This is a genomic window from Caldicellulosiruptor bescii DSM 6725, assembly GCF_000022325.1.
Taxonomy (GTDB): domain Bacteria; phylum Bacillota; class Thermoanaerobacteria; order Caldicellulosiruptorales; family Caldicellulosiruptoraceae; genus Caldicellulosiruptor; species Caldicellulosiruptor bescii.
Window position 1 is genome coordinate 1,517,666 of sequence record NC_012034.1, and the last position, 26,278, is coordinate 1,543,943.

General features: G+C 35.2%; 21 protein-coding genes. All 21 read right to left on the reverse strand.

What is annotated here, in order from left to right; all coding sequences use genetic code 11:
• Positions 1 to 26 precede the first annotated feature (26 nt).
• Positions 27 to 2,855 (reverse strand): excinuclease ABC subunit UvrA, encoded by a 2,829-nt coding sequence (uvrA, locus tag ATHE_RS07165; RefSeq protein ID WP_015907899.1) that lies wholly within the window; start codon positions 2,853 to 2,855, stop codon positions 27 to 29.
• A 30-nt stretch (positions 2,856 to 2,885) separates the two neighbouring features.
• A complete protein-coding gene (gene uvrB / locus ATHE_RS07170) occupies positions 2,886 to 4,871 on the reverse strand; it encodes an excinuclease ABC subunit UvrB (RefSeq protein ID WP_013430244.1) in 1,986 nt (661 codons plus the stop codon).
• Between the two features lie 80 nt (positions 4,872 to 4,951).
• The gene (locus ATHE_RS07175) at positions 4,952 to 5,515 is read right to left on the reverse strand and encodes a lytic transglycosylase domain-containing protein (protein ID WP_015907900.1); all 564 of its coding nucleotides are present in this window, start codon (positions 5,513 to 5,515) and stop codon (positions 4,952 to 4,954) included.
• Positions 5,512 to 6,111, reverse strand: coding sequence for a dephospho-CoA kinase (gene coaE / locus ATHE_RS07180; RefSeq protein ID WP_015907901.1), 600 nt, complete (start codon positions 6,109 to 6,111; stop codon positions 5,512 to 5,514). Before coaE ends, ATHE_RS07175 begins: the two co-directional genes overlap by 4 nt.
• A complete protein-coding gene (gene polA, locus ATHE_RS07185) occupies positions 6,098 to 8,650 on the reverse strand; it encodes a DNA polymerase I (RefSeq protein ID WP_015907902.1) in 2,553 nt (850 codons plus the stop codon). The genes coaE and polA overlap by 14 nt, the downstream gene beginning before the upstream one ends.
• A complete protein-coding gene (locus tag ATHE_RS07190) occupies positions 8,647 to 9,939 on the reverse strand; it encodes a hypothetical protein (RefSeq protein ID WP_015907903.1) in 1,293 nt (430 codons plus the stop codon). The genes polA and ATHE_RS07190 overlap by 4 nt, the downstream gene beginning before the upstream one ends.
• A gap of 117 nt (positions 9,940 to 10,056) precedes the next feature.
• Complete coding sequence (gene rd, locus ATHE_RS07195) at positions 10,057 to 10,215, reverse strand: rubredoxin (protein ID WP_013430239.1); 159 nt, start codon at positions 10,213 to 10,215, stop codon at positions 10,057 to 10,059.
• An 80-nt stretch (positions 10,216 to 10,295) separates the two neighbouring features.
• On the reverse strand, positions 10,296 to 11,558 hold the full coding sequence (gene purD, locus ATHE_RS07200; protein WP_015907904.1) for a phosphoribosylamine--glycine ligase: 1,263 nt from the start codon (positions 11,556 to 11,558) through the stop codon (positions 10,296 to 10,298).
• Between the two features lie 20 nt (positions 11,559 to 11,578).
• Positions 11,579 to 13,120, reverse strand: a complete 1,542-nt coding sequence (purH, locus tag ATHE_RS07205) for a bifunctional phosphoribosylaminoimidazolecarboxamide formyltransferase/IMP cyclohydrolase (RefSeq protein ID WP_015907905.1) — start codon at positions 13,118 to 13,120, stop codon at positions 11,579 to 11,581.
• Positions 13,117 to 13,773, reverse strand: coding sequence for a phosphoribosylglycinamide formyltransferase (gene purN / locus ATHE_RS07210; RefSeq protein WP_015907906.1), 657 nt, complete (start codon positions 13,771 to 13,773; stop codon positions 13,117 to 13,119). The genes purH and purN overlap by 4 nt, the downstream gene beginning before the upstream one ends.
• On the reverse strand, positions 13,770 to 14,795 hold the full coding sequence (gene purM / locus ATHE_RS07215) for a phosphoribosylformylglycinamidine cyclo-ligase (RefSeq protein ID WP_015907907.1): 1,026 nt from the start codon (positions 14,793 to 14,795) through the stop codon (positions 13,770 to 13,772). The genes purN and purM overlap by 4 nt, the downstream gene beginning before the upstream one ends.
• Before the next feature lie 3 nt (positions 14,796 to 14,798).
• Positions 14,799 to 16,223, reverse strand: coding sequence for an amidophosphoribosyltransferase (gene purF / locus ATHE_RS07220; RefSeq protein ID WP_015907908.1), 1,425 nt, complete (start codon positions 16,221 to 16,223; stop codon positions 14,799 to 14,801).
• On the reverse strand, positions 16,205 to 18,397 hold the full coding sequence (gene purL, locus ATHE_RS07225) for a phosphoribosylformylglycinamidine synthase subunit PurL (protein ID WP_015907909.1): 2,193 nt from the start codon (positions 18,395 to 18,397) through the stop codon (positions 16,205 to 16,207). Before purL ends, purF begins: the two co-directional genes overlap by 19 nt.
• A 6-nt stretch (positions 18,398 to 18,403) precedes the next feature.
• Entirely contained in the window at positions 18,404 to 19,102 is a 699-nt protein-coding gene (purQ, locus tag ATHE_RS07230; protein WP_015907910.1) for a phosphoribosylformylglycinamidine synthase subunit PurQ, read from the reverse strand.
• Positions 19,103 to 19,105: 3 nt separating this feature from the next.
• Positions 19,106 to 19,354, reverse strand: coding sequence for a phosphoribosylformylglycinamidine synthase subunit PurS (purS, locus tag ATHE_RS07235; protein WP_013430231.1), 249 nt, complete (start codon positions 19,352 to 19,354; stop codon positions 19,106 to 19,108).
• Between the two features lie 37 nt (positions 19,355 to 19,391).
• Positions 19,392 to 20,111, reverse strand: coding sequence for a phosphoribosylaminoimidazolesuccinocarboxamide synthase (gene purC, locus ATHE_RS07240; RefSeq protein ID WP_015907911.1), 720 nt, complete (start codon positions 20,109 to 20,111; stop codon positions 19,392 to 19,394).
• A 123-nt stretch (positions 20,112 to 20,234) separates the two neighbouring features.
• Positions 20,235 to 21,623 (reverse strand): NCS2 family permease, encoded by a 1,389-nt coding sequence (locus tag ATHE_RS07245; RefSeq protein ID WP_015907912.1) that lies wholly within the window; start codon positions 21,621 to 21,623, stop codon positions 20,235 to 20,237.
• A 218-nt stretch (positions 21,624 to 21,841) separates the two neighbouring features.
• Entirely contained in the window at positions 21,842 to 23,071 is a 1,230-nt protein-coding gene (locus tag ATHE_RS07250) for a S1C family serine protease (RefSeq protein WP_015907913.1), read from the reverse strand.
• Positions 23,072 to 23,162: 91 nt separating this feature from the next.
• Entirely contained in the window at positions 23,163 to 24,566 is a 1,404-nt protein-coding gene (locus ATHE_RS07255) for a sensor histidine kinase (protein ID WP_015907914.1), read from the reverse strand.
• A 24-nt stretch (positions 24,567 to 24,590) separates the two neighbouring features.
• On the reverse strand, positions 24,591 to 25,262 hold the full coding sequence (locus ATHE_RS07260; RefSeq protein ID WP_015907915.1) for a response regulator transcription factor: 672 nt from the start codon (positions 25,260 to 25,262) through the stop codon (positions 24,591 to 24,593).
• 18 nt (positions 25,263 to 25,280) lie between these two features.
• Positions 25,281 to 26,258, reverse strand: a complete 978-nt coding sequence (locus ATHE_RS07265) for an AIR synthase family protein (RefSeq protein ID WP_015907916.1) — start codon at positions 26,256 to 26,258, stop codon at positions 25,281 to 25,283.
• Positions 26,259 to 26,278: the final 20 nt, after the last annotated feature.

Below are 26,278 nucleotides of genomic sequence, written 5' to 3' on the forward strand. Positions count from 1 at the left end.
AAAGCGGAGCTGATAAAATGCTCCGCCTATTTTTTGGCATAAATTCTATCTTTCAATATTTCCTTTAAAAACATTCCTGTATATGACCTTTCGCACATAGCAACCTCTTCTGGGCTGCCACACACAACTACCTCGCCGCCTTTATCTCCACCCTCTGGTCCTAAATCAATTATATAATCTGCAACTTTTATAACATCAAGATTGTGTTCAATTACAATTACTGTGTTGCCCATATCCACAAGGCGCTGAAGGACAGCAATTAACTTATTGACGTCATCCATGTGAAGACCTGTTGTAGGCTCGTCCAAGATATACAGGGTTCTTCCAGTTGCTTTTTTAGAAAGTTCTGTTGCGAGTTTTACTCTCTGCGCTTCTCCACCAGATAAAGTGGTGGAAGGCTGACCCAGTTTTATATAACCAAGCCCTACATCATAAAGTGTTTGAAGCTTGGATTTTATCCTCGGAATGTTCTTGAAAAATTCCAACGCCTCTTCCACTGTCATTTCAAGCACATCAGCAATGGTCTTATCCTTGTACTTTACCTCTAACGTCTCTCTGTTATACCTTTTTCCTTTGCACACATCGCACGGTACGTATACATCAGGTAAAAAATGCATTTCTATCTTTATAATACCATCTCCCGAACAAGCTTCACATCTCCCACCTTTCAAATTGAAACTAAATCTTCCTGCCTTATAACCCCTGAGCTTTGCCTCGGGCGTTTGGGCAAAAACTTCTCGTATATAATCAAAAACACCTGTGTAAGTTGCAGGGTTCGAACGTGGAGTTCTTCCTATAGGTGATTGATCTATATTTATAACCTTATCAAAATGTTCAAGGCCTATTATCTCTTGAAATTTACCTGGTTTTTCTTTGGACTTGTTCAAAATTGCACTTGCTGCTTTATAAAGTATTTCGTTTACAAGGGTACTTTTGCCTGAGCCTGAAACACCAGTTACACAAGTAAAAAGTCCAACAGGAAAGCTAACATCAATATTTTTAAGGTTATTTTCTGATGCACCCTTGATAGTAAGCCATCTACCATCAGGTTCTCTTCTTTTATCAGGTATCTCAATCTTTTTCTTTCCGGAAAGATACTGTCCTGTGATAGACTCTTCACATGAAATTATATCATCCAATGTCCCTGCAGCAACCACTCTTCCACCATGCTCGCCTGCTCCTGGTCCAATGTCTACAATAAAATCAGCTGACCTTATTGTATCCTCATCATGCTCCACAACAATCAATGTGTTGCCAAGATCTCTGAGTTTTTTAAGGGTTTTTATTAGTCTGTGATTGTCACGCTGATGCAATCCTATACTTGGCTCATCAAGAATATACAAAACTCCAACAAGTCCAGATCCTATCTGGGTAGCAAGCCTTATTCTCTGCGCTTCACCACCAGAAAGTGTGCCAGCTGACCGTGAAAGGGTTAAGTAATCAAGTCCTACATCTATCAAAAAGTCCAGCCTTGCCAGAATCTCTTTTATTATCGGCTGTGCAATTACTTTATCTTTTCCTTGAAGGTTTAACTTCTTAAGAAACTCTTTTGCTTGTAAAACGGTCATGTCAGCAACATCTGCTATAGACTTACCCTCTATCAAAACCGCCAAAGCCTCTTTTTTAAGTCTTTTCCCTTGACAGTCAGGACATGTAAACGTACTCATATACTCTTCAATCTCTTGCTTGACATATTCTGACTGGGTCTCTTTATATCTTCTTTCAAGATTATTTATAAGCCCTTCATACTTTGCAAAGTATATACCACGTGGAGTATAAATTTTTATCTTCTCCTCGCCTGTTCCATATAAAAAGATATCTAATATTTTCTTGTCCAGTTTTTCAACAGGAGTATTTAAACTAAAATTATACTCTTTTGCAAGTGATTCCAAAATCATTCTTGAATATGAATTTGTTTCAGTAAAGTTCCACCCATTTATTTCAACCTGACCTATTGGAATAGATTTATCTGGAATTAATAGGTCAGGGTCTACCTTTTGCAAATAACCAAGACCCATACACGTTGGGCATGCACCATATGGTGTGTTGAAAGAAAAAAGACGTGGAGTTATCTCTTCATACGAAACTCCACAGTCTACACATGCAAAGTTTTGGGAAAACACAATTTCATCGCCATCAACAATAGATACAGTTACAATCCCCCCTGCGAGCTGGAGCGCTGTTTCTATTGAACCCGCAAGCCTTGATTCTATTCCCTCTTTTACAATGAGCCTATCCACAATGACGTCAATACTATGTTTTTTGTTCTTATCAAGTTTTATCTCTTCTTCAAGTTCATATACAATACCATCTACTCTAACTCTTGCAAATCCGCTCCTTCTCAGGTCTTCAAACAGTTTCTGATACTCACCTTTTCTTCCTCTTACAACTGCCGCAAGTATTTGGATCTTTGTCCCCTCTTTAAGTTTCAATACCTCGTCTACCATCTGGTCAACTGTTTGCTGGGAGATAGGTTTTCCACATATATAGCAATGAGGTTTTCCAACTCTTGCAAACAAAAGCCTCAAATAATCGTAAATTTCAGTAATTGTTCCAACAGTCGAACGTGGATTTTTAGAGGTTGTCTTTTGGTCAATTGAAATTGCCGGAGAAAGTCCTTCAATGTATTCTACATCTGGTTTTTCCATCATTCCTAAAAATTGCCTTGCATAAGAAGAGAGAGATTCTATATATCTTCTCTGTCCCTCAGCATAGATTGTATCAAACGCCAAAGATGACTTTCCTGAACCAGAAAGACCAGTAAAAACAATAAGTTTGTCTCGTGGAAGTACCAAATCAATATTTTTGAGGTTGTGTTCTTTTGCACCTTTTATAACTATATACTCTTTTGACATCTTCTTTTTCTCCTCCAAGCAATAAAGCCATTAAAGAAGTTTTTTGAGTTCAAATATTTTGTCCCTTACTTTTGCAGCCTTTTCAAACTCAAGTTCTATAGCAAGCTTTTTCATCTCCTGTTCAAGTTCCTTGATATATTCTTCTATCTCTTCCTTTGTCATATTTTCTACAATCTCTTTCTCCACAACTTCGTATTTCTCTTCCTCTTCAGCCACAGACACTGTCGCTTCAATTATCTGCCTTATACCTTTTCTTACAGTTTGAGGTACAATGCCGTGTTTTTGATTATATTCTATTTGGATTTTCCTACGTCTGTTTGTCTCATCAATAGCTTTTTGCATAGCGTTTGTGATTCTATCTGCATACATTATAACCTTTCCATCAACATTTCTCGCAGCACGTCCAATTGTCTGGATAAGCGAAGTTTCTGACCTCAAAAAACCTTCCTTGTCAGCATCTAAAATGGCAACAAGTGACACCTCAGGAAGGTCAAGACCTTCTCTGAGCAAATTTATCCCTACTAAAACATCAAATTTTCCAAGCCGTAAATCTCTGATAATCTGCATACGCTCAATTGTGTCTATGTCTGAATGCATATATCTGACCCTGATTCCCACATCTTTTAAATACTCAGTAAGGCTTTCAGCCATCTTTTTGGTAAGAGTAGTGACAAGAACTCTCTGGTTCTTTTCCACTCGTTTTCGTATCTCGCCAATCAGATGGTCAATCTGACCTTGTACAGGATGAACCTCAATTTCAGGGTCAACAAGTCCTGTCGGTCTTATAATTTGTTCAACAATGCGTGAAGATTTTTTGAGTTCATACGGTCCGGGTGTTGCACTTACGAAAATTACTTGGTTGAGCTTTTCTTCGAACTCTTCAAATGTCAATGGTCTGTTATCATAAGCAGATGGAAGTCTAAAACCATATTCTACAAGGGTATCTTTTCTTGCTTTGTCCCCATTGTACATAGCTCTTACTTGAGGTATTGTAACATGCGACTCATCAATGAACATTATGAAATCATTTGGAAAATAATCAAGCAAAGTATACGGTGGACTTCCAGGTGGTCTGCCAGTTAAATGCCTTGAATAGTTCTCTATCCCTTTACAAAAACCCATCTCCTGAAGCATCTCTATGTCATAGCGCGTTCTTTGCTCAAGCCTCTGAGCCTCAACAAGCTTACCCATACTTCTTAGCTCTTTTAGCCTTTGTTCAAGTTCTTCTTCTATACTTTTTATGGCTCTTTTCAATTTTTCAGCAGTTGTCACATAGTGGGATGCTGGAAAAATTGCAACATGGTTTCTTCGACCAATTACTTCACCTGTTACAACATCAAACTCTGTGATTCTTTCTATCTCATCCCCAAAAAATTCTATTCTTATCGCCCTGTCTGTATTAGATGCAGGGAAAACTTCGAGTACGTCTCCTCTTACTCTAAATCTTCCTCTTCTAAAATCAATGTCATTTCTTTCATATTGCATTCTTATAAGGTCTCTTATAACCTCATCTCTGTCTTTTGTCATGCCGGGGCGCAACGAAATAGTAAGATTTAAATAATCTTCAGGACTGCCCAAACTGTAAATACATGATACACTTGCAACAATTATAACATCTCTTCTTTCAAATAAGGCAGATGTAGCTGAGTGTCTGAGTTTGTCAATCTCTTCATTTATAGATGAATCCTTTTCAATATACGTGTCAGTTTCTGGAATATAAGCTTCAGGCTGATAATAGTCATAGTAACTTACAAAGAATTCCACTGCATTTTCTGGGAAAAATTCTCTAAACTCACTACAAAGCTGTGCTGCTAAAGTCTTGTTATGTGCCAGCACAAGCGTGGGTCTTTGAACATTTTCTATAACCTTTGCCATTGTAAATGTCTTGCCAGACCCAGTAACACCTAAAAGTGTCTGAAACTTTTCTCCCTTTAAAATTCCTTCTGTTAACATCTCAATTGCTTTTGGTTGATCACCTGTTGGTTTAAAGTCTGAAACAAGTTTAAATTTTTTCATCTTAAATCACCAAATTTTATTTTATCTTATTAATAATCAATTTTCAAACGTATGTTTGGAAAATCTGTGCCGCGCTTTCCTTAATAATCTGTATTTTTAAATGCTTTTGGATAAAGTTTTTTGTACATCTCGTAACTCTTAAAAACTCTTTTTACAAAATGGTTTGTCTCTTTAAAAGGAATTTCTGTTATTTCAATAGTGCTTCTTTTTCTAATCGAAAGCCATTTATTTACATTTGTCATGCCAGCATTGTAAGCTGCAACTGCAAGCTTTGTATCACCACAGTAGTAGTCTATAAGATATTTTATATACCACGAACCAAGCCTTATATTGTAATCAGGATCATAGAGATTCTCTTCTACGTATTCCGTTTTAAGCTTTTGAGCAACCCACTTTGCAGTTGAAGGCGAAAGCTGCATAAGTCCCACAGCGCCTTTTTTTGAAACTGCATACTGGTTAAAGTTACTTTCAGATTTTATTATCGCACATATCAAATATGGATCTACTCCTATTTCACTGCTATATTTACTTATGCTTTCAGAAAACTTCAGAGGATATATTTGCTTTAGAACAAAAAAATAAAATCTTTCAAAAAATAAAAGAAGAACAAGCAGTAAAACTATTATTATAACCTTCTTCTTCAAATCAATCCATCCTCTTTTAGATATTTTCTTATTAAACTTTTTAATTCTTCAATATCAAAATTATTCACAATAACCCTATTAGCAAGATTCTTATAGCTCTCCAGTATTTCTTGTTTTTCTAAAAAAGATTTTATTTCCTTTTCACTCCATCCATTTCTTTTTATTATTCTCTCAATCAATATATTTTCTTCTGCTTCAACAAACCATACAACAGAACAGAGTTTATTGAGTCCTATTTCAAATAAAAGCGCAGCATCTATGACAGTTGGGTATTCTTTAAAGACCTCTAAAACCAAATATTTTACCCTTTCGAAAATAAATTTATGAGTTATCTTATTTAGAACCTCAAAACGGGATTTGTCAGCAGTTACCAAAGCTCTTAATCTGTTTCGATCTATTTTCCCTGATACCAATATTTCTTCCCCAAAAACATCAGTTAACTTTTTTTTGAGTTCTTCGTTTTTTTCCAAAAGGGTATGATATTCTTTATCAACATCAACTACTTTAAAGCCATAACTTTGCGCTAATATGCTACTGATGGTACTCTTACCCGAACATATCTTCCCTGTAATTCCCAAAACTCTATTTTGTCTCATACCAGTTCAGTCCTTCTTTCACTTCAACTACCAAAGGTACTTTTAAAGCTACCGCATTTTCCATTTCTCTTTTTACTATTTCCTTTACTATATCCTTTTCTTCGTATGGGGCTTCAATTAAAAGCTCATCGTGTACCTGCAAAATTATTTTTGATTTGAGATTGTTTTCTTTAAGTTTCTGATAAACCTTAATCATTGCCAATTTCATGATATCAGCAGCACTGCCCTGAATTGGCGAATTCATTGCAATCCTTTCTGCATAACCCCTTAAGTTTCTGTTTGTAGATTTTATGTCTTTTATATATCTCTTTCTATTAAATAAAGTCAAAACAAATCCATTATCACGAGCAAACTTAACAGTATTATCTAAATACTCTTTAACTTTGGGATAACGCTCAAAATACTTATTTATAAACTCTGCAGCTTCTTTCCTGGAAATTTTAATATCCCTTGCAAGACCATAATCAGAAATCCCATAAACTATACCAAAATTTACTGCTTTAGCTTGACTTCTCATCTCTGGAGTAACATCGGCTATGTCTACACCAAAAACCTCAGCTGCTGTCTGCGAATGAATGTCAACATTATTTTTGAAAGCACTTATAAGTCTTTCATCTTCAGAAATATGGGCAAGTATTCTCAGCTCAATTTGGGAATAATCTGCATCAATCAGTACATGTCCACCCTCAGGTACAAAAACCTTTCGTATCAATTTCCCCTCATCATATTTTACAGGTATATTTTGTAAATTAGGATCGCTGCTTGCAAGTCTTCCTGTGGCTGTACCTGTTTGGATAAAGGTTGTATGAACTCTACCCGAAGAAGGATTTATTGCCTGTAGTAATCCCTGACAGTAAGTTGTCAGTATCTTTGTATACATCCTGTAATCCAAAATAAGAGGAACTATTTCATGTTTGTCAAAAAGCTCTTCTAAAACCTCGGCATCAGTGGAATATCCTGTTTTTGTCTTCTTTATTACAGGAAGTTTTAGCTTTTCAAACAAAATGTAAGAAAGCTGTTTCGGTGAATTTATGTTAAACCACTCACCTGCAATCTGGTATATCTGCGTTTCAAGTTTTAATATTTTGTTTTCAATCTCTTTGGTATATTGGATGAGGGCATCTCTATCCACCTTAAATCCTGTTTTTTCCATTTCATATAGAACTGGGATAAGAGGTCTTTCTATATTCTCATATAAAAACTGGCATGAATTTAAATCTATTAATCTCAAAAGCTCGTCCCATAACCGTTTTAGAAGTACCACAGAGACTATCTTCTTGTCTTTTTTTACAGCTTCTATGTCAGTGTTCAAGTAAGATACAAACAACGTTTCTAACTCATATGAACTTCTTGTGCTGTCAAGAACATAGGAAGCAATCATTACATCTTCGCAATTTTTAATATTATTAGTGTCTTCCAGGTTGAGTTGATGAAATATATTTTTCAAATCATACATAATTTTCACAGTATCACTTTTTAAAATCTCCTCTATCAAAAGTTTATTACTTGTTATAAATACAGTATTACTTTCTTGATCATATAAATAAAAACATTTTTCGCCCTGTACAAACATTAATGGAATCTCTTTTGATCTTATTTGTGAAATACTTTCAAGCTCTTTTTGTTCAACGTCAGGTATATCGGTTCGCTGCTGAACAAATTCAAATTGAACAACTTCTGATAGTCCTAACCGTTTTATTATGCTTTTGAACTCTAACTGCACCAAAATCTCATAGAGCCTTTCCTTGTTCCACTCTTTTGTTCTTAGGTCTTCAAGTTTAACATTTAGTGGTAAATCACATACAATTGTTGCTAAGCGCTTGGATAAAAACGCCATATCTTTTCCTGCTTCTAACTTTTCACGAATGGAACTTTTAATTTTATCTAAATTTTGGTATATCTCTTCTAAGGATGAGTACTCTTCCAAGAGCTTCTGGGCACTCTTTTCGCCAATTCCCTTTACCCCGGGAATGTTATCTGATTGGTCTCCAACAAGCGCTTTGTAATCAGGCACTTGATTTGCCCAAACCCCATATTTTTCTTTAACATTTTCCACAGTGTACAAATCTTCTACTGTTTTATCAAATTTTGTTGAAACAATCTTCACAACTACATTTTTGTCGAGCAACTGAAGAGTATCCCTGTCACCCGTAATAATAACAATATCCAAACCAGTATTTTTGAACTGGTTAACAAGTGAACCGATTACATCATCTGCTTCATATCCTTCAAACTCAATTATTGGAATGTTAAAGGCATAAAGAATCTCTCGAACATAAGGGATTTGTACTTGAAGGTTATCTGGCATAGGTTTTCTGTTAGCTTTATATTCTTCGTACTCGCTTTTTCGTGCCTCTCTTCCTCTTTTATCAAATGCTACAGCAACATAATCAGGTTTTTCTTGTTCTAAATATTTCAATATCACATTTACAAATCCATATATAGCGTTTGTTGGAATATTATTTGAGGTTGTCAGTTCAGGAAGAGCAAAAAAGGCTCTGTACAAAATGCTGTTTCCATCGAATATAACCAGTTTCATTTTCTATCTTCCCTTTCATTAATTCTTAAAAGTTCTTCTTTTTTGAATGAATAGTTGTTTTTATAAAAGTGTTCAAACTTGAAATCATAGTATAGAAACAATAAAGCCTTTAAGTCATTACTTGTTTTATAGTAGCTTAAATCTTCAAAGTAGTTAAAGAGAAACCTGTACAACTCATAACAAGTATATATTGTTAGAGCTTCATTTGGATATATTCCATTCTCAAATTTTTTATCAAACTCTTCTATATTCATCAAAGTCTCATCTGTGAAAAATTTATTGTTTTTTATAATATGCCATTCTATCTCACCGATGAGTTTTTCAATAAAAGTTTTTATTTCTTTTCCTGTCAAAGAACAAAGCTTAGAATAAAGAAGTAAAATATAAGGCAGATGATAATATGTTTTTATTGAGGTTAACATAAGATTTTTATTGTAAAAGTTAAAATAAATATTTTCTTTTGTGGATAATAGTTCTATGCTTTCTTGAAGTCTTAAAATTTCACTTTTACTAAGTTTACTTAAAATTTTTATATAATAAAAACAGGAAAATTGTAACGAAGACGTATAGGAAAGCTCGAAATTCGTAAGCTTTTTAGGTAGATATAAAAAATAGAGTTTTAACATCTTTGCTGGAATACTAAGTGATAATCGGTACCTTCTTGCAATGTCTACTTTTGAATACTTTATTATATCAACTATGCCAATGTATTTTGGATTGTTTGCCAATTCTAAATTAAGTCCTATTTCAAAAGATTTTAATCTTGGATTGAAGTTTTCAACGCAATAATAAATTGAACTTCCTTTGTGTACTTTGACTTCTATCTTTATATTTGAGCCTTTTTTAATCCTTGACACTGGTAGTAAATTTTGAAAACAAAAACTATTCTGTTTTTCATCTATCCAGAATGAATGGAAAAACCCTATGCACAATAAGTTTTCTTTTATTTTTGTTGCAAATCTCAAATATATTTCATCCAGTTGTAAAATGCCACAAACTTTTAATAGAAAAAACGAATCCTTAGTTTTCAAAAGGATAATTTGTGTATTTGAGTTGTTACACACAAGTCCTTTCTTTCCTCTTTGAAGTTTTGGCATAAAAACAATTTCTGCTTCTTGAAGGTTAAAAGCCACTCCTATGTTATTAACATCACAGCTGTCAGTAAAAGAAAGCTTTATAGTAAAACCATCCTTTTCATTTACGATTTCATACCAAACCTTTTTCAAACCTCGACCGGCTTGTGTAAATACATCGTTTAAAAAAATATATGAAGGAATGTTTGCTATCATTCTTTTCTTATACCCCTTTGGCGTTCCTATAAAAATTATTATACCATAAAAATACCCTAAGCCATCCTAATAAACCAACAAAGATGACTTAGGGTATTCCCGCTTTACTTCGCGAACTTATTTTTTCTCAAACATGTCCTTGCCAACACCGCAAATAGGACAAACCCAATCGTCTGGCAAATCCTCAAACTTTGTTCCTGGCGCAATACCGTTTTCTGGATCTCCATTTTCAGGATTGTACTCGTAACCACATATACTACATACCCAAATCTCCACTTTAAATACTCACTCCTTTTTTAGAAATTTAAACTGTCAAATAATTTATACCTCATTTTTCTCTTCTTAAAACACAAATTTTATTCAATCTCCTTATCACCTATATCAGTTCGATAGAACATATTCTCAAAATGAATTTTTTTGATCTCTTCATACACCTTCTCTTTCGCTTCTTTTAGCGTCTTTTCTCTTCTTACTACATTCAACACCCTTCCACCAGCAGTTTTTATCTTACCGTCTTCCTTTTTCGTATTTGCATGGAACAATATGGTCTTTTCATCAAGACTTTCAAACCCGCTAATTTCAAAGCCAGTATCATATTTGTCTGGATATCCTTTTGATGCAAGCACAACACACAAAGAATACTCTTGTTCAAACTTTACATCCATACCCCTTAAATTTCCTTCTCTCGCCTTTACCATTATTTCCATAAGTTCGCTTTTCATAAGTGGCAAAATTGCCTGTGCTTCAGGGTCTCCGAAACGTGCATTAAATTCTAAAACCTTTGGACCCTCTTCTGTCAGGATAAGCCCTCCATATAGTACTCCTTTGAAAGGTCGCCTTTCCTTTCGCATGCCATACACTGCTCTGAGCATTATGTTTTCTAATATATCCTCAAAAATAGCTTTATTGACAAGTTTAGATGGTGAAAAAGCACCCATTCCACCTGTATTTGGTCCCTTGTCACCATCAAATGCCTTTTTGTGGTCTCTTGCTGTTGTAAGAGGAACAATATCTTTGCCATCAGAAACAACAAACACTGAAACTTCCTCGCCCAAAAGATAATCTTCAATAATTACTTTGTCGCCTGCAGCTCCAAAAACTTTTTCTCTCATAATAAGATTCAAGGCATCAATTGCCTCTTGCTGGTTATTTGCAATAATCACACCCTTGCCAAGAGCAAGACCATCTGCCTTTATAACAACCGGATATTGTGATGTCTGATTTACAAATCCCACGGCATCTTCAATATTGGTAAACACCTCATATCTTGCAGTTTTAATTCCATATTTCTTCATCAAATCTTTTGCAAAAGCTTTACTGCTTTCTATCATTGCAGCATCTTTTGTAGGTCCAAACGTCTTTATACCAAAAAATTCAAGATAGTCAACAATCCCGTCAGCCAGTGGATTGTCAGGACCAATAACTACAAAATCTATTCCTTTCTCTATACAAAAGTCTCTTATTTTTTCAAACTCATTTACTTTAATATCAGCACACTGTGCTATTTCGCCTATCCCTGCATTGCCTGGAATGCAGAACAACTCTTTATAACCTTCATTGTATATCTTCCAGGCAATAGCATGTTCACGTCCACCATTTCCTACAATTAGCACTTTCATGGCAAAATTCCACCTCTTTCTTAATGCCTAAAATGTCTCATTCCTGTGAATACCATAGCTATATTGAACCTGTTTGCCATCTCAATTGAATCCTTGTCGCGGATAGAACCACCTGGCTGAATAATAGCACTAATTCCTGCTTTGCCCGCAGCTTCGACACTGTCTGAAAATGGGAAGAACGCGTCGGACGCAAGCACTGCTCCCTTTAAATCAAATCGCGACCTCGAAATAGCATGTTCTACCGCCCATATTCTATTTGTCTGACCCGTTCCAATGCCCAGGGTCATTTTATCTTTTGCTACAACTATAGCATTTGACTTCACATGTTTTACAACCTTCCATGCAAAGATTAAATCTTCCAATTCCTTTTCTGAAGGTTTTCTTTCCGTGACAACCTGAAGTTGGTCTGCAAGAAGCATTCTATCCTTTTCTTGTACTAAAGCACCGCCGTTTACAGATTTTATATCGTAGAAAGTATCAGTCTTTTCTAAGGATGCTAATTTTAAAACTCTCAAATCTTTTTTAGAACACAAAATGGAAAGAGCATCCTCGTCAAATTCCGGAGCAATTACAATTTCAAGAAATATCTTTTTGAGCTGTTCTGCCACATTTTTGTCAACCTTTCTGTTGAAAGCAACAATCCCGCCAAATATTGATATCGGGTCACTTTCATAAACCTTTTTGTAAGCCTCATTAATATTCTCTGCTGATGCCACCGCACATGGATTGTTGTGCTTTATAGCAACACATGTGGGTTCATCAAATTCCTTCAAAAGTTCTATAGCACTGTCACTGTCAAGGATATTGTTATACGAAAGTTCTTTACCATGAAGCTGTGTACAATTCACAATATTAGAGGTTTCGATGAACGGTAATGATATCTTATAAAAACATGCCTTCTGGTGAGGATTTTCTCCATATCTTAAGTACTGTAAAAGTTCAAGTGGGACTGTAAAATGCTTCGAAAACGATTGGTCTTTTCTTACATGTTTGAAATAGTTAAAAATCATTGAATCATAATAAGAGGTGTATTCAAAAACTTTTGTGGCAAGATAAAATCTTGTCTCATAAGAAACTTCTCCATTTTTTTCTATTTCCATTGCTACTATATCGTAATCTTCAGGGTCAACTATAACTGTTGTGTATTTAAAATTTTTTGCAGCAGCTCGAATCATGGTTGGCCCGCCTATATCTATATTTTCTATAACGTTATCAAGTGTAACATCTTCTTTGAAAATAGTCTCTTTAAACGGATAAAGGTTAACCACAACCATGTCGATAGGTAGAATATCCAACGCCTTTAAAGTTTCCAAGTGTTCTCTATTATCCTTCATTGCAAGAATTCCTGCGTGAATATTGGGATGAAGAGTCTTTACTCTGCCATCCAAAATCTCTGGAAAACGGGTGACATCAGAGATATTTATAACCTCAATCCCATTTTCGGTCAAATACTTCATAGTACCGCCCGTTGAGATAATGTCATATCCAAACTCTTTTAGCTTTTTTGCAAATTCCACTATACCATTTTTATCGTAAACACTTATAATTGCCCTCTTGTTCATATTTCAATTCCCACCTTTTTTAAGATTTCCTTATCCTTTATGATAACTTTTCTGCCTACAACTTCTATCTTATCTTCACAAAGAAGCTTTATAGCTAAAGGATATATCTTCCATTCAACCTCTTCAAGTACCCTCTTTTGAAGAGTCTCAGGAGTATCGTCTTCCCTTACATATATAGCTTTTTGCAAGATTATTGGACCACCGTCAGGTACTGCATCAACAAAGTGGACTGTTGCACCTGTTACCTTCATTCCATATTCTAATACACTTTTGTGTACGTTTATGCCATACATACCTTTACCACCAAATGCCGGGAGCAAGGAAGGATGAATGTTTACAATTCTGTTTTTGAACTCTTCCACAAAATACTCTGAAAATATATAAAGGAAACCTGCTAAAATGACGTAATCAATTTTTTGATATTTAAGTAACTTTACCAAATATTTTTCATACTCCAAAGAAGAAGGAAAATCTCTCTTGGATATATAAATTGCTTGAATACCGTTTTTTCTTGCCCTTTCAAGTGCATATGCATCTTTTTTGTTGGATATGACACATGAGATAGTAGCTGGTATCTCTCCAATTTTAATCTGGTCAATGATGGTCTGAAGATTAGAGCCAGAACCTGAAACAAATACAGCTAATTTTTTCATTTTAAAACAACTCCGTCTTCACCTTTTTGAATTGTACCTATTACCCATGCATTTACTTTCTCTTGTTCTAAAATCTTCATTGTCAAATCCACATCTTCTTCAGAAACTATTAGAACCATACCTATTCCCATGTTAAATGTTGAAAACATCTCTCTTTCTTCTACTTTTCCATATTCCTGAATCAACCTAAATATAGCAGGCACTTCCCAACTACCTTTTTCGATGATGGCAAAGTAACCTTTCGGAAAAGCACGAGGTATATTTTCAAAAAATCCACCGCCTGTTATATGGGCTATTCCTTTAACATTTACCCTTTCAAGCACTTTCAAAACAGGTTTTACATATATCCTTGTTGGCTTCAATAGCTCTTCCCCAAGGGACAATCCAAGCTCTTCATATATTTTTTCAAGCACTTTTGGATTATCATCTATCCCAAAAACTTTTCTCACAAGTGAATAACCATTGCTGTGAACACCACTTGAAGCAAGTCCAATTAATACATCTCCTGTGTTTACATCCTTGCCACACACCGCTTTTTGTCTTTCAACAATTCCAACAACAAACCCTGCCAAATCATACTCATCTTCTTTATAAAATCCTGGCATCTCAGCAGTCTCTCCGCCAACAAGCGAGCATCCTGCCATTTTGCAACCTTCAGCAATGCCTTTCACGATGTTTGCAACCTTGCTACTGTTTAGTTTACCACATGCAATATAGTCTAAGAAGAAAAGTGGTTTTGCACCGTGACATAAAATGTCATTGACACACATGGCAACACAGTCAATTCCAACAGTGTCATGTTTATCAAGGTAAAACGCAATCTTCAGCTTAGTACCAACTCCATCTGTGCCAGAAACCAAAATATATTCAGAATTTCCAATATTTAAAAGATACATACTCCCAAAACTACCTATGTCAGTAATAACATTTGAATCAAAAGTTTCTCTCGCTAAACTTTTAATCAAGTTCACCGCTTTGTAACCTTCTTCAATATTTACTCCTGCATCTTTATATGTGGTCATTCTTCAAACACCCTCTTCAAGAATATATTTATTAAAATTCTCTGGTATTTCTGTTACATACTCTCCGCTAAAACATGCTGTACAAAATTGATGGATTTCCCCATTAAACACCTCATTCAGCCCATTTAAGCTCAGGTACTCTAATGAATTAGCGCCTAAAATCCTTGCAATCTCCTCAGTTGAGTAGTTTGCTGCAATTAGTTCTTTCCTGTCAGGTGTATCAATACCGTAGTAACAAGGAAAAATAACTGGAGGAGAACTTATCCTCAGATGAACCTCTGATGCCCCTGCATCCCGCAGCATTTTTATAATCTTTCGTGATGTTGTTCCCCTGACGATAGAATCATCAATTAAAACCACTCTTTTACCTGCCACATTGTTTTTTAAAACATTGAGCTTTATTTTCACCGCTATTTCTCTTTGTGTCTGCTCGGGTTTTATAAATGTTCTTCCTATATATCTATTCTTTATAAAACCTTCTGAAAACGGAATGCCAGCTTCTTCAGCAAAACCAATAGCAGCAGTTGTCCCAGAATCTGGTACACCAATTACAATGTCGCAGTCAACATAAGACTCTTTGCAAAGTTGTTTCCCAAGTCTTTTTCTTATTTCATAAACACTTATTCCTTCCAAGTATGAATCAGCCCTTGCAAAATAGATAAATTCAAATACACATAAGTGTTTAGTACCATTCTCATATTTTATACTCTTTATACCATTTCTACTTACCGAAATTATCTCTCCTGGTTCGACATCTCGTATATATTCTGCTCCGATAGTGTCCAGAGCACATGTTTCTGACGCAAAACAAATACTATTGTTTATCTTTCCCATTACAAGTGGCCTTAGACCATAAGGGTCTCTTACTGCAATAAGTTTGTTGGGTGTTAGAATCAAAAGAGAATACGCCCCTTTTATCTCATTCATAGTTTTTAAAATAGCTTCTTCTATATTTTCGGATTTTATCCTGTTACGTGAAATCAAACTTGCAATAACTTCAGAATCAATAGTTGTCTGGAAGATTGCGCCTTCCTGCTCAAGTTTCTCTCTTATTATATGTGCATTGACAAGATTGCCATTGTGTGCAAGAGCCATATGACCTTTTCTGTATTTTATAACAAGTGGCTGAGCGTTTTCCCTGTCACTTTTGCCTGTTGTGGAATACCTCACGTGACCAATTGCAGAATATCCTTTGAGATGATTGAGTACAACCTCATTGAATACTTCATTGACAAGACCACTATCCTTGTGATAGATAATATTCCCCGAGTCATTTACTGCAATACCGCTGCTTTCCTGACCTCTGTGTTGAAGAGCGTAAAGTCCAAAATAAGTAATCTTTGCAACATCAAGTTTACCATCCGGGCAATATATGCCAAATATTCCACAATGGTCTTTAAAACTTTCCTCTAACTCTTTAAAGCACATGGTATTGCCTCCTGATATATCCTCTCAATCTCTTTTAGGTCCAAATGAATATCTTTATCATTTATTTTACCATTTATTATATACTCATCTGTTACTCTTCCTACCACAGTAAACTCAATGTCATCTAATATATCATGTATTTTTCTTAAATTTTCTTCTTTAAATGTAACCACAAACCTTCCCGGTGTTTCGCTGAAAAGATAAAAATCTTCTCTTAGCTTTGTTTTTATTTGTAATTCGGCACCCTTTGAACCTTTTATTGCACTTTCTATAAGAGCAATTGCAAAACCTCCGTCTGAAATATCATGAACAGAATTGAAAAGACCTTCCTTGATACATTCTAAGACCTTATCACATACTCTTTTATGAAGCTTCAAATCGAGTTTTGGCACCCTACCAGAAACTATTCTATGATAAAAACTTAAATATTCGCTTGCGCCTATATCATCTGAGGTTTTACCAACAACTGCTATCAAATCACCTTCATTTTTAAATGAAATATCAACAGCTTTTTCAATGTCATCAATTATACCTATCATTCCAATTACAGGCGTAGGGTAAATAGCTCCTTCTTCTGACTGGTTATAGAATGATACATTTCCACCAGTCACAGGTGTTTCAAAATGCTCGCATGCAACTTTCATTCCTTCAATTGTCTTGACAAACTGGTAGTAAATTTCCGGATAGTGCGGATTTCCAAAGTTAAGTCCATCTGTGATTGCAAGTGGCTTTGCCCCAACAGCTACAATATTTCTATAACTTTCTGCTAAAACAAGTTGAACTCCTTCGTACGGATTTAAATAACAGTATCTGCCGTTACTATCTATTGTGACAGCAATTCCTTTCTTTGTTCCTTTTATTCTCAAAAGACTTGCATCATGACCTGGTCTTATGACAGTATCTGTTCTGACCATATGGTCATATTGTCGATATATATATTCTTTGCTTGCAAGGTTAGGATTTGAAATCATCTTGCAGATTGCCTCGTTTAAATCATTAGGTTGTGGAATTGAATATATATCAAAATTTTCAGCCTCTTTTATTATCGCTGGCTCTTTTACTTCTCTGACATAAGCTGGCGCATGAGCAAGTGCCTTTGCAGGAACCTCTGCAATTACCTTCCCATTTTCAAGAACCCTTAGCATACCATCATCTGTAACTTTTCCAATTTTTACGGCATGAAGCCCCCATTTTTCAAATATTTTATATACCTCTTCTTCCTTTTCTTTTTTAACAATGACAAGCATTCTCTCCTGTGACTCTGAAAGCATAACCTCAATTGGGTTCATACCTTCTTCTCTTTTTGGAACAAGTGCTACATCTATCTCAATGCCTGTTCCTGCTCTTGCAGCTGTTTCACATGTTGAAGAAGTAAGTCCAGCTGCACCCATGTCCTGAATGCCAACTACTGCATCTGTTTGAAAAAGCTCTAAACATGCTTCTAAAAGAAGTTTTTCCATAAATGGGTCTCCAACCTGCACAGCAGACCTTTTCTCCTCTGATTCAGCTGTAAGATCTGTTGAAGCAAATGTAGCCCCACCCATTCCATCTCTGCCTGTAGTATGACCAACGTAAAATACAGAGTTGCCTACTCCCTGGGCAATCCCTTTGAAAATTTTATCTTTCTTCATAATACCTACACACATGACATTGACCAAGATATTGTTTTTGTAAACAGGGTCAAACGTGGTCTCACCACCTACAGTGGGAATACCCACACAGTTGCCATATCCTGCAATACCAGCTACAACACCTTCAAACAAGTATTTTGTTCTACTATCACTGAGACTGCCAAACTTGAGCGAATCCAAAAGAGCTATTGGTCTTGCTCCCATTGTAAATATATCTCGTATTATTCCTCCAACCCCTGTTGCTGCACCCTCATACGGTTCCACTGCTGATGGGTGATTGTGACTTTCCACCTTAAAACACACGGCATATCCATCACCAATGTCAACAATCCCTGCATTTTCTCCTGGACCTTGAAGGATATGTTCACCTTTTGTAGGAAGATTCTTTAAAAATGCTTTTGAGTTTTTATAGCCACAATGCTCAGACCACATAACCCCAAAAAGATTTAGCTCAAGCTCATTTGGTTCTCTACCCAGAATTTCCACAATCATTTTATACTCATCGTATGTCAGGCCCACTTCTTCATAAAGATGTTTATTCAAAACCTCTCACCTCGACTTTAAATAATTGACAATGCTTAAAAATACTCTTTTACCATCTTCACAACCAAGGATTCTCTCGCTGCTTCTTTCAGGATGAGGCATCAGTCCAAAAACATTTTTTTCCTTGTTACATATACCAGCTATGTTTAGAATAGAACCATTGGGATTTGTTTCATCATTGACGTTGCCATATTTGTCACAGTACTGCAGCACAATCTGCTGATTTTGAATCATTTGTTTTAATGTTTCTTCATCTACAACATAGTTACCCTCACCATGGGCAATAGGCAGGTTTATTACTTCCCCTTCTTTGTAGAGATTGGTAAAAGGAGTGTTGTTATTTACTACCTTTACATACTGGTCACTACAGATAAATTTAAGACTTTTATTTCTTATCAGCGCGCCTGGCAAAAGATGACTCTCAGTAAGGATCTGAAACCCATTGCATATCCCTATCACAAGTCCTCCATTGTGCGCAAATTCCTCTATTCTTGGCATTACTTTCGAAAACCTTGCTATTGCTCCAGCTCTCAAATAATCCCCGTACGAAAATCCTCCAGGCAAGATTATACAATCAAACCCCTTTAATTTTTCATCACTGTCGTGCCAGATATACTCTACATCCTCATTTATTACATCTTTAATTACATGAAAACAATCACTATCACAGTTAGAACCCGGAAAAACTACAACGCCAAACTTCATCTTTTACTCCTCCGAAATATTAAACTTGTACTCTTCCATAACAGGGTTGCATAAAAGCTTTTCACACATGAGTTTTACCAATTCTTTTGCTTTTTCAATATCATTTTCGTTTAAATATACCACAATATATTTTCCCATTCTGACTTTTTCTACGTTGTTAAATCCCAGGCTCTTTAAAGAATTTAACACAGCAATGCCTGGTGGATCTGAAATTGATTTTTTTAAATATACAAAGATTTCTGCCTTGAGCATTCCTATTTCTCCTTTCAAATAAATATTTTAAACTTGTTTACTTTTTATCCAAGCCAAGTCTTCTTAATATTTCCATATATGCCTCTTCCACGTTTCCAAGGTCTCTTCTAAATCTGTCCTTATCCAGTTTTTCCTTAGTTGTAGTATCCCAGAACCTACAGGTGTCTGGAGAAATCTCATCAGCTAAGATTACATCTCCCCTGTACCTACCAAATTCAAGTTTGAAGTCGATGAGGTCAATGTTAACTTGTTTTAAATAATTTCTAAGCACATCATTAACTTTAAAAGAATACTCTTCAATCTTCCTAATTTCCTCTTCGGTTGCAAGTTCCAAAGCTAAGATATGGTATTGATTTACCTGTGGGTCGTGAAGATCATCATTTTTATAGCAGAATTCTAAGATGGGCCTTTTCAAAATTGTTCCTTCTTCAAGTCCAAGTCTTTTGGACAATGAACCTGCAGCTATGTTTCTCACGATAACCTCAACTGGTATTATTTGCACCCTTTTAACAGCTGTCTTTCTTTCATCAATCTGTTCAATAAAATGTGTGGGAATGTTGTTGGCCTCTAATATTTTGAAGAAATGGTTTGATACCAAGTTGTTAACAACTCCTTTATTATTAATTATACCTCTTTTTGTACCGTCGAAAGCTGTTGCATCATCTTTGTACTCAATTACAACAACATCTGGGTTTTCAGTTTCATAAACTTTTTTTGCTTTACCTTCATATAAAAGTTTTGTGATGATATAACTCATTTTAAAAGCCTCCCAATTATCAATTAGTGTAAATGTTAAAGCCTTCTTTGAGAGATAGCAATGTATATTTATGCAATACCTGGATTTTTAAAGGGGAGCAATCTGCATGCTCCCCTTTTTCTTTTAGTGTGCGATAATCATAAATCTCAAAATAAAGAGTATAGCAAGAATGTATGTTATTGGATGAACCTCTTTTGCTTTTCCTCTTAAAAGTTTAACCAGAACATAGAATATAATACCCGCCGAAATACCATTTGCAATGCTGTAAGTAAACGGCATAATTACAATTGTTAAAAATGCTGGAAGAGCTTCTTCAAAATCATTAAAGTCAATCTTTTTGATAGAACTTATCATCATCACACCAACAGCAATCAACGCTGGTGCAGTTGCCTGGGATGGCACAAGCCCTATAAACGGCGCAATTACCAGTGCAAGGATAAATAAAATACCTGTAACCAAGGATGTGAGACCTGTTCTTCCACCTTCTTCTATACCAGCTGCACTTTCAATATAAGTTGTAACTGTAGAAGTACCAAAGATAGCCCCAACAATTGTTGCAATCGCATCAGACATCAATGCCCTGTCCATATTTGGTATATCTCCTTTTTCATCAAGCATCCCAGCCTTATCAGCAAGACCTACAAATGTCCCGATGCTATCAAACATATCTATGAGAGTAAATGTCAATATCACCGCAAAAAGACTAAGAAGAACTGCACCAATGCCGCCTCCTTGACCATGTGCCGCAAACAAACCTGCAAAATCAAAGTTAAAGGCAGAGACTTCAAATGCTTCCAACGAAAATTTAAATTTCGACAAATCCACAATTTTCAAAGGAAAGCTTATTACTGTGGCTATAATTATTCCAATAATAATTGCACCTTTTACTCTTTTCGCAATTAAAATTCCTATAATTAAAAGACCTATAAGAGCAACAATCGCACCTCGAGAAGATATTATTGCTGAGTTTATATTATGATCATTAGTAAAAGACTTAAAAGCAGACGTAAAATCGCCGAACTTTGGAAGTTTAGAACCGGAGTCTATTACTACTATTCCACTATTTATAAACCCGATAAAAGCTATAAAAAGTCCAATACCAGCTGTCATGGCATGTTTTAAAGATTGAGGTATAGAACGAACTATAGCTTGTCTGAGACCAACTGCCGTGATGATAACAAATATAATACCTGATATAAATACTGCTGCTAATGCTTGCTGTGGAGTATATTTCATTTGAAGGCATACAGTGTAGGTAAAGAAAGCGTTAAGTCCCATCCCAGGTGCAAGAGCAAATGGAAGATTAGCATAGAGTGCCATAATAAGCGTTCCAACTGCCGCACCAATACATGTGGCAAAAAATACAGCATGTTTATCTAATCCGGTCGTGCTGAGAATAGAAGGATTTACAAAAATTATGTATGCCATTGTGATAAATGTAGTAAAACCTGCTAATACCTCTGTCTTTACATCAGTTCTTCTTTCTTTAAGCTTGAAAATATTTTCTAACACAAATATACCACCTTTCTTCGAACATTTTTTAAATATAACATCCGAATGTTTGGTATTTACAAGTACATATTATCAAAGCAAAAGGCTTTATGTCAATAATTAATTGTGAACAAAATTAATATGTTATTAAATAATATTCGGAATGATAATATACAAAAAAAAACAGGTCACACCTTCTTTAAAAGATGTGACCTGTTTAATTCTTTCCAAAACTTATTTTAGTCATTAGTAGTTGTGTTAACAGGAGTACCCAAAGTCACTTTGAAGTCCTTGGTCTGACCATCCCGCAGTACTCTTATGGTTATTACGTCACCAATCTTATGATTTGAAAGTATTGATTGAATATCTGAAAATGTAGTAACTTTCTTACCATCTATCTGCAAAATTATATCTCCTTCTTTCAAACCAGCTTTTGCTGCACCTGTACCTGGATAAACCTTTGAAATATACATCCCCATAATGTTGCCCGACCTGTCATAGTACTCCATAACAGATATACCTATTGTTGGCCTTAAAACCTTTTTATATTTCATCAAATCATTTATAATCGGTTTTACATAGTTTATTGGAATAGCAAAGCCCATTCCTTCAACACCTGTTTGAGAAATCTTCGCTGTGTTAATGCCAATAACCTCACCACTACTATTTACAAGTGCTCCTCCACTGTTACCTGGATTTATTGCAGCATCAGTTTGAATTAAAGGAATCTGAACGCCATTTCCCATATCAAGCTTTCTATTGACCGCGCTCACAACACCAAATGTAACCGTCCCAGCAAACTCTTGTCCCAGAGGATTTCCTATTGCAACTACAAACTCCCCAACTTTTACTTTTGATGAATCTCCAAGTGGAGCAACAGCCTTTACATATTTCGGGTCAATTTTTAAAAGCGCTATATCACTCAAAGCGTCTGTACCAACAATTGTAGCTGGAACTTCTTTTTCGCCTGATAAAATCACGGACACAGATTTTGCACCTGATACTACATGGTTGTTTGTTACAACATAACCATCTTTACTAATTATAACCCCAGAGCCCTCACCTATTGTAATTTCCTGTTCTTCATCTGTCCACCAGTTATAAGCTGTTCCTTTGTTTTTAATTCCAACAACAGCTGGACCAACCTTTTGTGCCACATCTGTCACAAATGAACTGTTACCAGAATTAAGTACAACTGTTTTTGTAATAGGTTCTGTAGCAGTGGAATTATTCAAGTTGAAACTGTTCAACGTAGAGTTAATATCATTTTTAAAATTATTAAAATTAACACCAAAATATGCCATAAAAAATATTGACATTAAAATAGCACCTATTAAACCACCTAAAAGCCCTGCAACTATATATTCTTTTACTGACTTTTTCTTTCTTATCGTTTTTGGAATCTCAAAATTTATGGGACTGTAAGATGGTTGATAGTTTGGAGTTTCAAAATCAAATTTATCTGTCATCTTTATTCACCTCTCACTTTGTTTTTTCAATTATAATTCTACCCCTTGTTTTTGAAAAAATTATTAACGAATTGTTAATAAATAATAAAAATTATTTTAAATCCAGTGTGAATGTAAACTTAGAACCAACTCCTTCCTCGCTTTCAACCCAGATGTTCTGTTTATGAAGCTTTATAATCTCTTTTACAATTGAAAGCCCTAACCCAACTCCATTTTCAAGGCTTCTTGACTCATCAACCTTATAAAATCTTTCCCAGATAAGCTTTTGTAGCCTTTCAGGAATACCCACGCCTGTATCCTGTATTGTTATATAAGCTTTGCCATTTACTACTTCAGAATATATATATATCTTCCCGCCAACCTTGTTATACTTTATAGCATTGTCAAGAAGATTGTGAACAACCCTGCTTATCAAATCCTTATCTGCCTTGACAACAAGTTCTTCGTCCACTTGCAGAGTTACATCTATTTCTTTTTCTTCTATTCGTTTCTCAAACTTAATTAGCTCCTCTACAATTACAGAATAAATCTTAAATTCACTCAAATTAAGATTTATTTTCCCCCACTCAAGTCTCGACAATTCTAAAAGTTGATTAATCAAATTGTTAAGCTTTATAACCTCTTCTTTTACAAGGGTCAGATAAAAATCTTTTTTGTCGTCTGGAATAGTCTTATCCAATATACCCTCTACAAATCCTCTTATAGAGGTAAGAGGAGACCTGAGCTCATGTGACACATTAGAAATAAAACTTTTTCGCATCATCTCCAAGTTTTCCAATTTTTCGGTCATATAATTAAAAGATGAGATAAGTTCGCTAATCTCGTCATCACTATTGTTTGGAATAGGAATTTTTTGTGAAAAATCACCTTCAGCTATCTTTCTTGAAGCCTGTGCAAGCTTTTTAATGGGAGTTATAATCCTTTGAGTCAGTGCATATGTTATTATCAAAACAACTAAAACTTCAAACAATGTAATCAGCCAAATTATTTTATTATACATCTTTAATGTCTGTCTTATTTCATCGGTTGAGGTGATAAGAAGCAGTCCTGAGACAACATGGTTATTTATCACAACCGGATACCCTATCACAAGATATTCTCTTTTTATCATATCCCCTATAAGAAGCTTTTTTACAGCAATTTCTCCTTCAAAGACCTTGTCTCTTATTTTCTGCAAATTCAAATCATCTATATAAATCTGTTCATCTGAGTTTAATATTACATTTGCATTTTTATTTATCAGCAGGATTGAAGCATTCAAATAATCCCTCAAAAATCTAATCTCGAACCTAAGTCTATCCTGTTCCAAAAACCCTGTTATATACCAAAGAGCAAGTCCAGTTGCTATCTTTTCAGCTTCACGAACAAGCTGAGTCTGTTTTTGAGAGACAAAATAGTTTTCTGTAAGGTTATTGAGCACTGTCCCAAAAATTAAAAATCCAACTGCAATTATGATTGTATATGTCATCACAAATTTAAAATATATAGATTTCAATTCTTTTCACTTCCTCAACAAAGCCTAAATTTCAAACTTATAACCTACACCCCATACAGTCTTTATCTTCCAAGGATATTTGTCCTTTTCAATCTTTTCTCTTATTCTCTTGATGTGTACATCAACTGTACGAGTGTCTCCAACAAAGTTGTAACCCCATATATGGTCAAGAAGTTGCTCTCTTGTGAACACCTTGTTGGGATGTGATGCTAAGAAATACAAAAGCTCTATCTCTTTCGGCGGCATATCTATTACTTTATCTTCAAGTTTTACCTCATATGTAGTGAGATTTACTGTTAGATTTGGATATACAACAACCTTTTCATCATTGACTTCACCCTGTGTTCTTCGCAGTACTGCTTTTATTCGTGCAATTAGTTCTTTTGGATCAAACGGTTTTACAATGTAGTCATCTGCTCCCAACTCTAATCCAAGTACCTTATCAAATGTCTCGCCCTTTGCAGTAAGCATTATAATTGGAATGTTACTAATTTTTCTGAGTTCTCTACAGACTTCATATCCATCTTTTTTGGGCAGCATAATGTCCAGTATTACCAGGTCGGGCATTTCATTTTTGAACATAGCAATTCCATCCATACCATTGTGAGCAACTACTACTTCAAATCCTTCTTTTTCTAAGTAAAGTTTTATTACCTCACATATCTTTACATCATCATCAATGATAAGGATTTTCATCCTTTTTCTACCTCTCTTCTACACAACTTTATATATTTCATCTATTGGCAACTCATTGATATAAGTTTTTTCTCCGCTTTTAGAAATAAATTCTATATTCGGTTTTTCTATAATTTCTCCAACTATACAGCATTCAATGCCATTTTGCAAAAGCTTTTTAACCAGCTCATCTGCCATGTTTGTCGTAATTAACATACTTCCACTTGAGATAAGCTTATATGGGTTTAAATTAAAAAAAGCGCACACTTTCTGAACTGCAGCACTGAGATTTATCATATCTTCATATATTACAGCTCCTTTACCTGATGCTCTACACACCTCATATATAGCTCCAAAAAGTCCGCCTTCTGTAATATCATGCATACTGGAGGCATATTCTCTTGCTATCATTCCTTCCTTCACAACACTTAATTTTTCTACAAAACTTTCTATTTCTTTTTCTTCGTGGCTATTTAATATATCCTTCAGTTTTTCTTTATACTTGTTATATAAAATAAAAGTGCCTTCTAAACCTATTGTTTTTGTGATAACAATTTTATCACCCGGCTTTGCTCCACCTGTAGAAATAAGAAGTTCTTTTTTTACCTTTCCAAAGCCCGTTGAAACAATCAATGGTCTTGTAACTGCAGTTGTCACTTCGCTATGTCCGCCTAAGAGATGGATGTTCAATTTATTGCAAGCATCTCTTATTTGGGTCAATATATACGCAAAATCATCCTCATCACTCCCGGGAGGAAGAAGCACAGTAGTAAGTACCCCAAGTGGCTGTGCACCTGCTGCTGCCAAATCGTTACAGGCAACAATCACCGACAAAAAACCACTCATACTGTCACCTGCTGTAATTGGGTCGGTAGTAAGAACAGCTATTTCTCCTTCGATATCCACAGCAGCACAATCTTCTCCAATATTAGGAAGTAACAAAAAATTTTTGTCTGTTCTAAAATTACTAAAGACATGCTTCTTAAGTATTTCTAAAGGTACCTTTCCAATATCCAAAAAGAAGACCCCCTTTGACT